This is a genomic window from Shewanella hafniensis (assembly GCF_019655335.1).
Lineage (GTDB): Bacteria > Pseudomonadota > Gammaproteobacteria > Enterobacterales > Shewanellaceae > Shewanella > Shewanella hafniensis.
The window spans coordinates 1-14,289 of the sequence record NZ_BPFD01000099.1 but is presented as its reverse complement, the minus strand read 5'-3'; the positions used below and the strand labels follow the sequence as shown (position 1 = coordinate 14,289).

Annotated in this window: 13 protein-coding genes and 1 tRNA gene; 5 read left to right on the top strand and 9 right to left on the bottom strand. The window is 44.9% G+C overall.

Going from position 1 to position 14,289, the window contains the following annotated elements; translation table 11 throughout:
• Positions 1-378: 378 nt before the first annotated feature.
• Complete coding sequence (locus K5Q99_RS19645) at positions 379-2,439, bottom strand: TonB-dependent receptor plug domain-containing protein (RefSeq protein ID WP_220777874.1); 2,061 nt, start codon at positions 2,437-2,439, stop codon at positions 379-381.
• Positions 2,440-2,516: 77 nt separating this feature from the next.
• Between K5Q99_RS19645 and K5Q99_RS19640 the strand changes: the two genes are divergently transcribed.
• A complete protein-coding gene (locus K5Q99_RS19640; protein ID WP_220777873.1) occupies positions 2,517-2,858 on the top strand; it encodes a MerR family transcriptional regulator in 342 nt (113 codons plus the stop codon).
• Positions 2,859-3,093: 235 nt separating this feature from the next.
• Here the strand turns inward: K5Q99_RS19640 and K5Q99_RS19635 are convergent.
• The 3 genes from K5Q99_RS19635 to dnaQ form a co-directional block, all read right to left on the bottom strand.
• A tRNA-Asp gene (locus K5Q99_RS19635) sits at positions 3,094-3,170 on the bottom strand.
• 288 nt (positions 3,171-3,458) lie between these two features.
• Positions 3,459-4,832 (bottom strand): TIGR03503 family protein, encoded by a 1,374-nt coding sequence (locus K5Q99_RS19630; protein ID WP_220777872.1) that lies wholly within the window; start codon positions 4,830-4,832, stop codon positions 3,459-3,461.
• 10 nt (positions 4,833-4,842) lie between these two features.
• Positions 4,843-5,571 carry a DNA polymerase III subunit epsilon gene (dnaQ, locus tag K5Q99_RS19625; protein ID WP_220777871.1) on the bottom strand — a complete coding sequence of 243 codons (729 nt, stop codon included), beginning with the start codon at positions 5,569-5,571 and terminating at the stop codon, positions 4,843-4,845.
• 70 nt (positions 5,572-5,641) lie between these two features.
• On the opposite strand from dnaQ, the gene rnhA reads away from it, so the two are divergent.
• On the top strand, positions 5,642-6,112 hold the full coding sequence (gene rnhA / locus K5Q99_RS19620; RefSeq protein ID WP_220777870.1) for a ribonuclease HI: 471 nt from the start codon (positions 5,642-5,644) through the stop codon (positions 6,110-6,112).
• A 243-nt stretch (positions 6,113-6,355) separates the two neighbouring features.
• Here rnhA and K5Q99_RS19615 read toward each other — a convergent pair whose 3' ends face one another.
• Together K5Q99_RS19615 and K5Q99_RS19610 are read right to left on the bottom strand one after the other, a co-directional pair.
• On the bottom strand, positions 6,356-7,264 hold the full coding sequence (locus K5Q99_RS19615) for a LysR substrate-binding domain-containing protein (RefSeq protein ID WP_220777869.1): 909 nt from the start codon (positions 7,262-7,264) through the stop codon (positions 6,356-6,358).
• Positions 7,265-7,294: 30 nt separating this feature from the next.
• Complete coding sequence (locus K5Q99_RS19610) at positions 7,295-8,035, bottom strand: class I SAM-dependent methyltransferase (protein ID WP_220777868.1); 741 nt, start codon at positions 8,033-8,035, stop codon at positions 7,295-7,297.
• Positions 8,036-8,189: 154 nt separating this feature from the next.
• Here K5Q99_RS19610 and gloB point away from each other — a divergent pair, with 154 nt between their 5' ends.
• Both gloB and K5Q99_RS19600 read left to right on the top strand, forming a co-directional pair.
• Positions 8,190-8,981, top strand: a complete 792-nt coding sequence (gene gloB / locus K5Q99_RS19605) for a hydroxyacylglutathione hydrolase (protein ID WP_220777867.1) — start codon at positions 8,190-8,192, stop codon at positions 8,979-8,981.
• 232 nt (positions 8,982-9,213) lie between these two features.
• Complete coding sequence (locus K5Q99_RS19600; protein WP_220777866.1) at positions 9,214-10,761, top strand: lytic transglycosylase; 1,548 nt, start codon at positions 9,214-9,216, stop codon at positions 10,759-10,761.
• A 139-nt stretch (positions 10,762-10,900) separates the two neighbouring features.
• Here K5Q99_RS19600 and K5Q99_RS19595 read toward each other — a convergent pair whose 3' ends face one another.
• From K5Q99_RS19595 to K5Q99_RS19585, 3 genes are read right to left on the bottom strand one after another with little or no spacing between them, the layout of a single operon-like run.
• Complete coding sequence (locus tag K5Q99_RS19595; protein ID WP_106650376.1) at positions 10,901-11,521, bottom strand: BsuPI-related putative proteinase inhibitor; 621 nt, start codon at positions 11,519-11,521, stop codon at positions 10,901-10,903.
• On the bottom strand, positions 11,521-13,344 hold the full coding sequence (locus tag K5Q99_RS19590) for an AsmA family protein (protein ID WP_220777865.1): 1,824 nt from the start codon (positions 13,342-13,344) through the stop codon (positions 11,521-11,523). The genes K5Q99_RS19595 and K5Q99_RS19590 overlap by 1 nt, the downstream gene beginning before the upstream one ends.
• Positions 13,345-13,401: 57 nt before the next feature.
• Positions 13,402-13,896 carry a putative 4-hydroxy-4-methyl-2-oxoglutarate aldolase gene (locus tag K5Q99_RS19585; protein WP_220777864.1) on the bottom strand — a complete coding sequence of 165 codons (495 nt, stop codon included), beginning with the start codon at positions 13,894-13,896 and terminating at the stop codon, positions 13,402-13,404.
• A 243-nt stretch (positions 13,897-14,139) separates the two neighbouring features.
• Here K5Q99_RS19585 and K5Q99_RS19580 point away from each other — a divergent pair, with 243 nt between their 5' ends.
• A complete protein-coding gene (locus K5Q99_RS19580) occupies positions 14,140-14,280 on the top strand; it encodes a hypothetical protein (RefSeq protein WP_220777875.1) in 141 nt (46 codons plus the stop codon).
• Positions 14,281-14,289 lie beyond the last annotated feature (9 nt).

Sequence of the window (14,289 nt, the reverse complement as noted above, 5' to 3'; positions counted from 1 at the left end):
GATCAGCGATAAGTATAAAATAATCGGTACTAAAAAACGTTAGTAGATGATGCAAATAGATAATCAACACATTTGAAAATGTTTCTAAACTGTTTTCTATCCAGCAAAAAAACTAATGCTTAACCGGTATTTTTATAATTAAGATAGGACAACGCTAAATTGCTATGGAGCAAAGTCCTGTTAGGTTTTTGCTCTACTCTGTTGGTATTGCATTAGGATTTTTATGAGATAACATCAGCAAACAAGTGGCAACTTTATAGCAAAGTCCCATCGAAAAACAGTACTGTAAGTTTGAGTATGTAGTGACTTGATATAAGTAACTACAAGTTCATCCCTAGGTTTACTCCGAATACCAGCAAGCAAACCTAGGCATACAGTTTATCCAAATTTTATCCTGACTCCTGCATTAGCAATAAACCCATCATTTCGAGACCAGATATAGGTAGTCCATTGTCCTGCTGGACTCCTTTCAGGCAACAGCAACGGATGGGTATCGCTCTGTTTGATATTCAGCAGGTTTTCCAGATTGATAAACCAACTGTAGCGGCCAAATGTCATTTCTCCCATCAAACCTAAGTGCCAGTAAGGTTCCGATTCGAATAGATAAGGGTTGTCATTTAGACGTTGAATGCCAGTGTAATAGGCCTCAAATCCTGCTCTAAAGTTTCCATGTTGCTCCCACATAGCTACAAATCCAGCGGAATGCTTAGGCGTTAACGTAATCGCTCGACGCGTAGTGTTATCTTGACTGGATTCAGTAGCGTCAAGATATAGATAACTCGCCGTCAGCTTAAGGTCGCCAAGATAGTAACGCAGTAGCATTTCAGAACCGCGAATACGGCTTTCGCCCTCTGCGTTGACTAAACGGACTCGGTTAGGAGTCTCATTATTTCCCACGGTGAATTCTTCAAGTTCGGTGACATTGCTAATATCTGAACCGAACAAGGTTAAACTCGTCTCTAAATCGTCGAAGCGGTAAGTAAAATCCAGTGAAGCTGTTTTGGCGGTTTCTGCTTTGAGCTCCCCTAGAGGCTCAAGTCTTGATAACCCTGCCGCTTCAATTTCTTCCACAAAGGGAGTTGGAGCATAATAACCTCGGCCATATGAGCCTCGTACAGTAAAATCATCAGCTCGATACAAGAGCGAGAACCGTGGGCTAAGCTCACTACCGTACTGGCTATGGTCATCCATACGAGCACTGACAGAGGCAATTAAGTCTTCGGTCAAGTTATAGTCGACAAGGGCAAAGAGTCCTGGCACATCGAAGGAATAATCAAATTCAGAATAATTATCTGAACTGTTGGTTTCTGATTGATACGCTGCACCAATGACCCAATCCAAACGATCAAGGTATCCAGATAGACTCGCTTCCATCAGGTAATTACCATGCCTGTCATTGTCGTTATCAACGCCATAGCCATGGAAGTGTTCTTGCACCATGGCGGAAGCTCGGGTGCTAAAGGTCAAAGTATCGGCCACGGGCCGATTGTAGACTATGCCACCATCCATCCGCTCAGAGTTCTGAGTTTCAACAAAGGGATTGCCGTCTGCAACAGTATACCCGTTTAGTGTCCCACCTCGACGGTTCTCTGTCATATAGCCCGCTGTAAGATAAAGATTGTCACCGTTTTCACCCTCGATGAATAATCTTGGTCTCAAGGTATAACGTTCATATTCTGGAAGATCTGCCCAACCATCATCATCTATGTCTTCGATACTTTGATAATGAGCTCCCGCGGTAATTGAGCCTTTGATGTTCTCACTAAGTGGAGACTCTGCATAACCAGTAAAATCTTGGCCATTTTTAGATGTCAGATTTAAAAGTGTCTCGCCAGCAAATTCATCTCCTGGTCTTCTAGAAACCAAATTAATAACCCCTCCTAAGGCTGAGCCACCATAGAGGGATGAAGCTGAGCCCTTAATAACCTCGACTTGGCCTAAATCCGTAGGAGGTATTTGAAGTAAACCGAGTGATGAGGCTTGATTCCCGTAAAGAGGTAAGCCATCAGCTAATAGTTGAGTATAACGCCCATATAAGCCCTGCAATCTTACATTGGCACTGCCAAGGGCTGGTGACGTCGTTTGCACTCTAACGCCACCTGTTTCAGCCAATAGCATAGAAATATTGCCAGGACGCATAGCGGCTTTTTCTTCGATTTCTTCACTAGTGACAACTTCGATTCTTATTGGCTGGTCGTCAACAATCCTTCCAAGACGAGTAGATTGAACCAAAATTCGCTCCATACCTTCGTCATGTTCATCTGTGTGTTCATTACTCTGTGGCTCATGGGTATCATCATGTTCATGCAGATTAGTTGTCTCATCTTCAGTTTGAGAGACGTCTGTGTGCAGATTGTTTTTTGTATTGGCCTGTGCTTCATAGGTTGCAGTGGTGCCCATGGTTAATATCACGAGGGCTAAAGGCGATAAGAGATGCATTTGTCAATCCTATAGCGTTGAATGTTGAGTAAGTGGTACGATTCAAGGCTAAAGGTTACAGTAACTGGAGGGTCAAGTTGAAAATCAGTGAACTGGCATTAGCTTCACAAATACCCGTAAAAACAATTCGCTTTTATGAGCAGGAAGGATTGCTCCCCGCCCCTAAGAGGATGGCAAATGGTTACCGCTACTACTCTCAGAATGATGTAGAGACACTGATTTTTATCCGTCGCTGTCGAGCACTAAATATTGCTCTGAGTGACATTCGTCGGTTGGTTGAAGTCCAACAACATCCGCATCATTCCTGCGCCGTGGTCGATGAAATCATTGCCGAGCAACTCAAGCACATACGTCAAGCTCAACGGGAGTTAGCAAAGCTAGAAACATCTCTCTCATCCTTAGTCTCCTGTGATAAGTGATCTGTCAATACACGCCAACTATCATTAGAAATTCCCAACTCTAAAATAGTAAAAAGCGAAATAGACTGATACTACAGATAGCCAACAAAATATTAAAAAATGACTCTCGGTCAAAAGTGAGTGGTGGTCACAAAATGGTCACATTTTGGTCACGGTCACGAAGAAAGAAATGAGATAGGAACTGGTGAAAAAACAAAAAGCCCATGCTATTTAATAGCATGGGCTTCATGAATGTTGGCGGAGCGGACGGGACTCGAACCCGCGACCCCCGGCGTGACAGGCCGGTATTCTAACCAACTGAACTACCGCTCCAAATTCTTCCATATCTAATATCTGACGAGTTTTAAACCCGCTAACCAAGCGTGACAGGCCGCTGACGCTAAAACAGAAATACGATAATCAAACTGACTTATTAAGGCTTCTGCTTAAGATGCGAAGAATAATACGGTTGAGCCCTGCGGGCGTCAACCGTTTTTTTACTTATATTTTTCATTTGATTAAAAAAAAACCAAATCAATAGTTGAGCTTGATTTATGTCCCAAATATCGCTGTAACGCCGCAGTTCAAAGTGAGCAATCAAACACATTAAGTGACTGCGAACTATCGGTCTTTATCCGCTTCATCTGGCATAGTGAGATCGATTTCATCTAACGAAGGCGCTGCAGCTGAATTCGCCGATGCTTCTTCCAATAAACGTGACTCAGCGGCAGCTAAGGCCTGCGCTAGACTTTGGCGTTTACGCCACACAATTAATCCCACCACGCCCAAGACTAATAAGATAGTGTTGATTGTGATGATCCAAAACATCGCATCTTTCTTTGCAAGTTCTTCTTCCTCTGCCGCTTTTTGTGCAGCAACAGCAGCTAACTCTTCGGCGCTCGGTGGTGGCTCTGGTGGCTGAATTAAGTTGAAAAATAGCTCAGGTAAATCCAGCACAATTTCTCGACCGGTAATCGTTGTCGTCGCTACAAAACCTTTAATACGATAACTACCAAACTCAGTCACAGTCGGTAAATCTAATTCAGAGTCCGGCTCAGTAAGGCCATTCACCGTTAAAGGCAGTTGTAAGCCAGCAGGACCCACCAACTCAAAGGAAAAATGCGTCTCAGCCAGTTGCAGCACAGCACTATCGACGTGCAACATGATCTTCCATTGCCCTGTTAACGGATCGTCTGGGGTAATGACTTCTAAATTAATTGGCCGCGGTGATAATCTAAACGGGAATGAAATCTGCCGCTCAAACACATTATTACGTGCCTGCACGACAAACTCATAATCACCCCAAGGCTGCTTTATATTGATATTGCTGGTAAATACACCATCGTCGGGTTTTTCATCATAATCTTCACCATTGTCTTTATAGGAGCCGACAATAATGTCACCCGCGGCAAAATTCTCATCGCCGGCCCTGTGCTTACTCACAAAATGAGCCGTCCACTCCACCAGAAAGTCGAGTCCCGGCATGCGTATACGCTGGGCATCCCCCATCAACTGGGCAACAATTTTAACTTGCTCACCTTGGAATATCGGCTGCGGCAAAGGCTGCACTTCGATTTCGAGTTTAGAGAGTTTTTTGAGGGTCGAACCAGGGACGACTTTGCCCACCAACTGCCAAGGTCCAGGCATAGGTGACTCAATGTAAATAATGTCGCCAGTAATACCATCGACCCACTTAACGGTTTCGGGATGGCGATTGGCATACCATTTACTGCCATCGGGCAACACTATCACTACTGGCGCAGAGCCGTATTCACGCTCAACTAACAGCGTCATGTTATCGACCATATGGTCGATACGAAAACGGTTTTTAAGCTCTGAGGCCGTCTCCAATCCTACAATCGGGGCAGCCTTAGGCGACTTAACAACTTTTTGGGCAGGCTCTTGGTCGGCGGCCAATGCAGACGTCACACTCACAAGCGGTGTAGTGACAGCAAGGCAAAGCGCTAAAATAAGTTTATGACACGACATCGGCATAATGATTTTTCTATCCTCTCCAGAGGCATTTACCTGATTTTGCGACTAAATCAAGGCGTTGTTCATGCATTGTCAGTTCATCGGCCGATGCGCCAATCACTTTAAGATTAAGTGATTGCGGATCAAAACGTTGAATCCCCCCCGCTTCCTGCCCCGCTTCTTCGTTAGACAAATTAAACTTTGTCTGGCCGCCTGTCATGATCAAATAAACATCGGCGAGGATCTCGGCATCGAGTAAAGCGCCGTGGTACTCGCGGCGAGACGTATCCACACCGTAACGCTTACAGAGAGCGTCGAGATTGTTTTTCTGGCCGGGATGCAGGAACTTAGCAATTTCTAAGGTATCGAGGATCTGACAAATATCAGCGGTTTTCGGTCCACGCGGCTGCAGCAGTGAAAACTCATGATCCATGAAGTTCACGTCGAAGTTCGCGTTATGTGCGACGATTTCAGCGCCGTCGATAAAGTTGATAAACTCTTGAGCAATTTGATGGAAACGCGGCTCTCTAGCCACGCGCTCATCAGTAATACCGTGAACGGCGATGGCTTCAGGATCGATTGCTTGCCCAGGATTGATATATTGGTGGTAATAACGTCCCGTCAAACGACGGTTCACAACTTCCACGCAACCTATCTCGATGATCCTATGGCCTAAATAAATGGCGCCGCTGCCCTGGTTCATACCTGTGGTTTCGGTATCCAAAATAACCTGACGGCTAGCATTAGAGATAATATTCATGTTTTTATGCGCTTCTTATGACAATTTTTGGTTATACTCGGCCGAAATTCCCGGCTATGGTAACAATTTGATGACTGAACTAAAACTGATCCACATCTTCACCGACGGTTCTTGCTTAGGCAATCCCGGTCCTGGCGGCTATGGCATTGTAATGAATTATAAAGGCCATACAAAGGAGATGTCCGACGGTTTTGCGCTCACGACCAATAATCGCATGGAGTTATTAGCTCCCATCATAGCGTTAGAAAGCTTGAAAGAGCCTTGCCAAGTCGTGCCCACCAGCGACAGTCAGTATATGCGCCAAGGCATAATGACGTGGATCCATGGCTGGAAGAAAAAAGGCTGGATGACCTCAAACCGTACCCCAGTCAAAAACGTTGATCTATGGAAACGATTAGATAAAGCCTCACAGATGCACACTATCGACTGGCAATGGGTTAAAGGCCACGCAGGACACGCCGAAAACGAACGTTGCGACGTGTTAGCTCGCACTGCGGCGGAATCTAAACCAACCCAACCCGACTTAGGCTACCAGCCTTAACTCTGTGGCCCTTACTTAAATGAGCTAAGTTTGAACAACCCAAATTCATACAAGCTAAATTCGAAAGTAAGTTAGAAAACTGAATTAGAAAAGTGAGTTCGATGCCATCACGCCTAAGCTAAATACTGAGGCGTGATGATTTATTTCGCGATTAATCTCACCGTTTAAGCCCACCGTCAACATTAACCTCTAAAACAAATCGCTTAGGCTCACTGTTTACAAGGGCCATTGCTATAAAAAAGTTTATTTAACTTCTATACCTGCGATATTGAAAAAATTCTCACAAAACAGCACAAAGGCTTGACCTAAGGATGTCGCCTGACGGCTCTTATGGGTGATACGATAAAACTGCCGCTCCAGCACTAATCCCTCAATCGTGACTAATGCTAACTCTTTGCGGCTGATTTCTTTCTCTAGCGCCAGCTCAGATAACACCCCAAGCCCAGCACCTTGTTTCACCGCCAGTTTAATTGCATCCGGCGTAGTAAAGCAGAACTTAGCTTCTGGCTGCATATCCAACTCATTGGCAGCATTGACAAAATACTCACGAGTGCCCGATCCTTCCTCACGTAGCACCCAAGACAGGCCTTTAACAGCTGCAGGTTTAACCACTTTCCCCGCCAGAGGATGCGCCGGATGGCAAAACACCAGTAATCTATCCTTATGCCATGCCTCGACACTCAAACGATTGTCAGTGCAATGGCCTTCAATAAAACCCATTTCTGAGCGAAACTGCGCAACCGCTTGGATCACATCTTGAGTATTAGTAATCGCCACATCCACATGGGTTTGAGTATGTTGCTGACAAAATGCCACTGCGGCTTTCGCCATCAAATAGTTACCTATGGTTGAACTGGCACTGATACTTAACCGCCCAACCAAATCGCCGCCATGGTAGGTAAATGCCTGCTCAATTTGCTCGACACGGTGCAATAAATCCGTCGCCAGTGGCAACAATAAATTACCCTGCGAGTTCAGCTGTAATCGATTACCAATGCGCTCGAATAAGCGGGCATTGAGCTGTTTTTCTAACTCTGCCAAGGCCATAGAAGTGGCAGGTGGTGATAAATTAACTTGCTCCGCCGCCTTTGCGACTTGGCCGCTACGCGCCACAGCCTCAAATACCGCCAATTGTCTTAGGGTGATCCGCATATAAAAACCTGTACTTAAAATAGAAAAGGCTTATCCGTTTTTCGAATGCTCTGATAAATGCCCTGAACGTCCCGCGGTCGGTGCCGTGGTCCAATTTGTCTGCCGCACCTTACGTTTATCGCGGATAGGCGTGAGTGGCGACTCAAGTTTGCGTGCCACAATCAAATACAAACTGCCCGCGCTAGGCAGCCATGACGCTAAACTCTGTTGAAAAAATTTGCCTTGGGTGAACTCGCCCATTAAAGGGTGATAGACCAAACGTTCATCGCCCACCACTTGATAACCCAATAAACCTAACCAATCTCGCACCCTTGATGGCATAAAGAAGCGGCCATTCCATGGGAGACAATACTGATACTTAGGCCACAACTTACCCAAAAATACCGGACTCAAGGGATTAAAACCGATGATAAAAAGATAACCTCCGGCGATGAGTACCCTGTCGGTTTCGCGAAGAATACGGTAAGGATCGGATTCAAATTCGAGTAATAGACTCATGACCACCGCATCTATCGCGGCATTTTGCAGGGGTAAATGGCAAAAATCACCTTCAATTGAGGCGCCTTGAGATGACGAGAGTGAAAAATGATGGGCCACTGGCGATGCCATACTCGATAATTCGGCACTCAAAGGCCCTAACTTTAACAAATGATAACCAAAGACTCTTGGCCACCAATCTTCAAGCTGCTTAGCAACGGCTTGTTGAAGCGCTTCACCATTGGGCAAGTCGCTCCATTGTTCGGGTTTGAGCTCAGTACTAAAATGCGACACAGAGTTCCTCCGTTAGCTTGGTAGACAAGTATCCAATTGGGTCAAAAATTACTACCATTTTGCCACAGGGCAAAAGCGGCAAAGGTCGCCAAAGGCTGTTCACTTATGGATAATACCTTTATCTTCAAATTGAAATACAGACATAGGCAGTTCTATGCTCACTATAACAGCGATTAAAGCCTTTAATGACAATTATATCTGGGTGTTACAACAACAGCCGCAAACACAGGTTTATGTTGTCGATCCCGGTGATGCGAATGTAGTTATTGACTATCTAGAGGCCAATCAACTCACGCTAGCGGGCATTTTACTGACCCACCACCACAATGACCATACGGGTGGCGTCGCTGAACTTCAAGCCTACAGTCAAGACAGGCTCACGGTCTTTGGCCCAGACAATGAGAAGATTAAAGGCATCACCCATCCACTGCACGCAGCAGCGCAGCCCAGATTAACACTCGACTATATGAGTAGCGAGCTGCAAGTTCTAGCTGTTCCAGGGCACACAGCAGGACATATTGCCTACGTTATTGAAGATGCCTTATTTTGTGGTGACACCCTCTTTAGCGGTGGCTGCGGACGCTTATTTGAAGGGACGCCAGCGCAAATGCTCGACTCATTGCAGCAACTTGCCAAGCTTCCCGCCGACACTCGGGTGTATTGTGCCCATGAGTACACACTTGCAAACCTCAAATTTGCCCTCGCGGTCAATCCCAACAATCGCGCGCTGCAAGACTATAACGAACGCGCCATACAGCTGCGGCGCCAAGAGAAAGCGACTATCCCCTCCACCCTCGCCTTAGAACGCGCCATTAATCCCTTTTTACGCGCCAACGATATTGAGATTATCGACAGCATAAAACAGCATTTTAGCGATCTAAATCATGCCAATTTAGACGAACTTAGCAGTTTTACCCTGCTCAGACAGTGGAAAGATAATTTTTGATCACAAAAGCAATATTGTAGATTGAAATTTAAACAGTTTTTCTCATTTTTGATGATGTAAATCAAAAATGGCCTTACATTATGTACGATAATTAAGGGACAAGATCGAAAAGATCCCATAGAATGGCTCGTTTTGCGTGAAAACTTTGCGCGCTGCGTCGTCTTTATCTTCATATAAAACATACTGTTACTATAAAGAAAAGCTATGCACTAACAGAGGACTACCGTTTTCAATGAGAGTATCACTTTATGTTGTTGTAGGGGGATTTGCCCTACTCACAGGTTGTCAAACATTAGACAACCATGGCGTTAATCAGACAGAAGTTGAAGCCGTCACAACCGAAAATACAGTCCCAGAATATTACCTCGCAACCGAGGCTCCGTCGGCGCAAATTACCGATGTGTGGGAGCGAATTCGTCAAGGTATGCAGTTACCGGTTCCCGATCAAAAATTGGTGAATCAATATCGCGATTGGTACATCAAAAATCCGCAGCATCTAGAGATCATCTCAGAGCGAGCTGCACCTTATATGTACCTGATCGTTGAAGAGCTTGAAAAGCGTCATCTTCCTATTGAGATAGCTTTATTACCTATTATTGAAAGCGCCTTTGATCCATCGGCGTCTTCGGCCAGTGCGGCATCGGGTTTGTGGCAATTCACCACGCCAATGGCCAGCCATTTCGGTTTAGAAATGAACTGGTGGTACGACGGTCGCCGTGATGTGCCCGCTTCAACAACAGCGGCGCTCGACATGTTGGAATATCTCTACGATAAAACCAATAACAATTGGCTTTATGCCATTGCAGCCTATAACTCGGGTGAATCTCGGGTGCTCAATGCGATTAAACGAAATGAGAAAAAAGGCTTAAAAACCGACTTTTGGTCATTGGATTTACCCAGTGAAACCGAACGCTACGTGCCACAATTGCTGGCGCTGGCTGAAGTCATTAAACACGCCGATGAATATGGCATCACTTTAGCGCCAATCGATAACAACCCTACAATTGAAGTGGTTGATATTGATAGCCAAATTGATTTAGCCATGGCGGCAGGTTTGGCCAATATGACTACGCTTGAGCTACAAAAACTCAATCCTGGTTATAACCGTTGGGCCACTTCGCCACTGGGGCCACACACCTTAGTGTTACCGATTGATAAATCGGAGGAATTTAAAAAAGCACTCGCCGAAACAGAAACCGAGGATAGGATCAGTTGGCTACGTTACACGATCAAATCCGGTGACAGTATTGGCAAGATTGCGAAGCAGCACCACACGACAATTAATGCAATTCGCGCCGCTAATGGTATGAAAAATAATACCATAGTTGCTGGTAAGCATTTAATTATCCCTGTCGATGCACAAGACAAACAGCTCTATGCCCTGTCGACTCAGCAGCAATTACCGAAGAAATCGCACGCTGCGACTGAATCGACAAAAATTGCCTATCAGGTTAAATCTGGTGACACACTTTCTGAAATCGCCCAAGCCCATAAAGTGACAGTGAAACAACTTAGCGTTTGGAACAAATTAGGTAAGAGTGACAAGCTACAAAACGGTCAAAAACTGGTTATTTTAGCGCCAAAGAATCTTGAGCAAACAGCGCAAATTCGCACTGTGAGTTACAAGGTTAAATCAGGAGATTCACTCGCCCGTATCGCCAGCAAATTTAACGTGACTGTGGCAGAGCTATTGGAGTGGAATAGCCTAGCGCAATCACAATATTTGCAACCAGGGCAAGTGATCAAATTAGTCGTCGATGAAAGTAAGTTGAGCGCATAAAACTAAGCAGGCACAGAGTTCGAGCTGATTAATGCTCTATAGCGTCAGCAAGTTTGAGCCACAGATAACAAAAAGGCAGCAACCCTATCGGATTGCTGCCTTTTTCTATTAAGGGCCTTTTCAATTATGAGAACCGGCGTTATTCCATTATCAGTAATAAGACAACGGGCGCCATAACAACGGCATCAGACTCTAATGCCTTAGCAGCAAAATGCGCTTCTAAACGAGCACCATCTGCAGGTATACCAGCAAACGCTTTGGGCGGAATGCTAAAGGAAGTAGTGATCACCTTTCCCGCTGCCAATTGGCTATCGCGTAGCGCTTGGGTAAACATCATATCATCAGACCATGCCCACAGACGTTTGCCCTCCTGCGTTACCAGCCATAAATCCGCTGTCATGCCTGAATTATATCGAAGGCCGACGGCATAGGTTTGTGGATTGGTCACAGTCAACGTTGCCTTAACTGGCTGCTTGAAATCCACAAACGGCTCTAAGGCTAACTCACCGCGAAGCAGTCCTGACGTAGCATCAGTCGTCATAGGTTCAACCTTTAATGTCGGCGTACTTTTAAGGCCTGAAACATCGAGCGCCAGATCGGCAGCGCGAACGATCTCAGGCTGAACCGCCGCGGCTGTTGTCGTCTCGCCCTTAGTAGACGAACTCGTATCAGCGGCTTCAGGCGCAGAGCAAGCAACCAGTTGCCCTCCGACAAAAGCACTCGCGCCAACGAGCAATGCGTAGCGCATTGGAGCAACCATTAGAAACCTCCTAGTTTTTTCAGTAAGGAGTCTTTTAATTTCTCCTTAGCTTTGTCGGTTTCTTCTTTTAACTGATTATTCAGTAACGCTTGAGTATCCAAGGCATATTCAGGTTTTTGGAAAGTCCCAGTAATCGCCAACGGAATGTCAATTCCCGCCAGCGCATCTTTGTCGCTACCGCCCTGACCTTTTAATGAATTCACTAGGCTAGTCGTTAATCGGTAGTCTAAGGCTTCAGTCAATATATTCGCCGTGCCTTTGCCCGCCAAACGCAATAAAGGTGAAGACATGGCAAGATCTGGATTAGTGGTAACGCCGTTATCCAGCGAGAAACTGCCACTCAGACTCGAGAAGTCGGTTTTGCGTTCTTCCTTGGTTTCTGGCGATAAGTCGCCCTTTAACTTAGCTTGGGCACTGCGGATCATCTGCGGAATGTTAACCCCGTACAAAGCCCCGTCATTAATATCGAAATGACCATTAGCTAATAGATTTTTCTTTAACTGCTCAGGGATCAAACTCTTACCTTTACCCTTCACATCAAAGTTGGCCGTGCCTGCCAGTAAATCCACATCCGCCGCATCTTTCAGCAAAGGACGAATTTGTACACCCGTCACTTTCTTATCAAATTGATAACTGGCCACCGCTTGACGCGCATCAACCTGAGCGCTCACCAGTAATTGACCTTGGTATAAATCCGCATTCAATTTGGTTAAATCTAACACGCCATTTTTAATCCCCACGTCCATCAACCAATTTTGAGTCGATAGATTCGCGACCTTGATAGACTTAACGGTCAACTTGAGTTTTACATCAAGCTGCTTAAGAGCCGATAAATCAGGCTCAACCGCTTGAGTGCTAGCAGCGGGTGCTTGTTCTGTTACGGCAGCGGTCTCCGTTTTAGGTAACAGCGTATCTAGATCGATATCGCCGACTTGAAAATCAGCATTGATTCGCGGAATTTTTGTGGCGTAATTCACGCCAACTTTACCCGCAGCGGTAATGCTCGCCGCGGTAAGCTGCGCAATATCGACAGATAATTGCTGTTTATCCAACGCAATTTGAGTCGCTAAGCTAATCGATGTTTCGAGTTTCTTATTGGGAATACTCTCACCTTCCACCACAGTGTCAATTTTGAGTCCATTGACGACGAGTTGCGTCAAGTCTCGGCTTAGTTTTAGCTCACCTTTACCTTCGCTACTTACCGTCATATCCGGCATGGTTGCACTAAATTCAAAGGCGATGGGCGCAAATGTATCTAAAGTAAACTCACCTAAGGTGAAGCTTTTTAAGCTATAGACTTGAGTTTGCTTTTTCGCTTCATCAATCATATTAATTTGAGTATTGGTGATTGAAACACCGCCAATATTAATATCGTTCAGTTTAGCATTTGAGGACGTTTCGGTCGCTGGAGTTGCGGCTTGTTTGCTATTATCACCACTTAATCCATCAAAACTGCTAGTGCCATTCTTGCGAGTCACTAAATTAATGGTTGCGCCATCGAGACTCAATTCGGCAATTTCAATTTTCTGACTAAACAATGGCATCAACGCCACTTCGGCAACGGCTTTGTTGACTTCTAACATAGCCTTAGGGGTAAATCCCTCTGGATTAGATAAAGACACGCCACCTAAATTAATGCCGATAACAGGAAAAAAGGTCCAAGATAAATCGTCTGTTATGACTAATTCACGACCCGTTTGTTTTTTCACGGCATCGACTATTTCAGGTTTAAAATCATTAGGGTCGAAAAATACGGTGAGATAAACGGTGACTAAAAGAATGAGCGTCACCACTAAGGCCAGGAGCCACTTAATGAATTTCATACAAATATCCTTATCAAAAACAACTTGAATTTAAAGCGACTAATGCATTTAAAAATGTTAATTTAAAAATGCAAAGTTCAACATCTCATCACTTACTGCAATACCATTTTCATCGGCATACAGCATCATACCGGGCGTAACCATTACGCCGCCCATATCTACAGCAACATTAATTTGGCCTTGACCTAACTTCTCGGTTTTTATCGGCATGGCACCTAAGGCATAAACACCTAAACTAAAAGTATTTAATCGGGCCACATCACGAACACATCCATTGATCACTATCCCTTGCCAGCCATTATCCAGCGCGCTTTGCGCGATAAGATCGCCTAACAAGGCGCGGCGCAGAGAGCCTCCCCCATCGACAACCAAAACTTTACCATGCCCATCCTGTGCAAGTATTTCTTTTACCTTAGAATTATCTTCAAAACACTTGACTGTGACTATCTCGCCCCAAAACAGCCGCTTAGCGCCATAGGGTTTAAATGCGAGGGGAAGTAACTGTAATTTAGACGGATATTGGTCAAATAAATCTGGTAGTAGATCAAGCATTTGAATCTCCATAATAGCCTATCACTTTAGACTAACCATAATTGTAGACCCCGACAAGGGCAAAGCCAAAATCAGCATTTTTTATTTAATTTTAACCAGCAAACGCTTGGTGTATATTGGCATAGGCACTATAATCTGCGATAGTTAACGTCCTATGACACCTGTTAATGTTTCATAAGAATGTTTCATAAGAATGTTTCATCAATCTGTTCTCACACCTCTTTGTTATAAAGCGAAAACCAAATGACTACTGATATTGATTTACAGAGCGCAATCGCGGCTCTTGATGAATATGGATATGATAAAAAAGTCTCAACGGATCTTGAGCAAGCACGTAACAAGCAACAAATGGGTAAATATATTAAATCCCTCGATTATAGTTGACGTCGATTA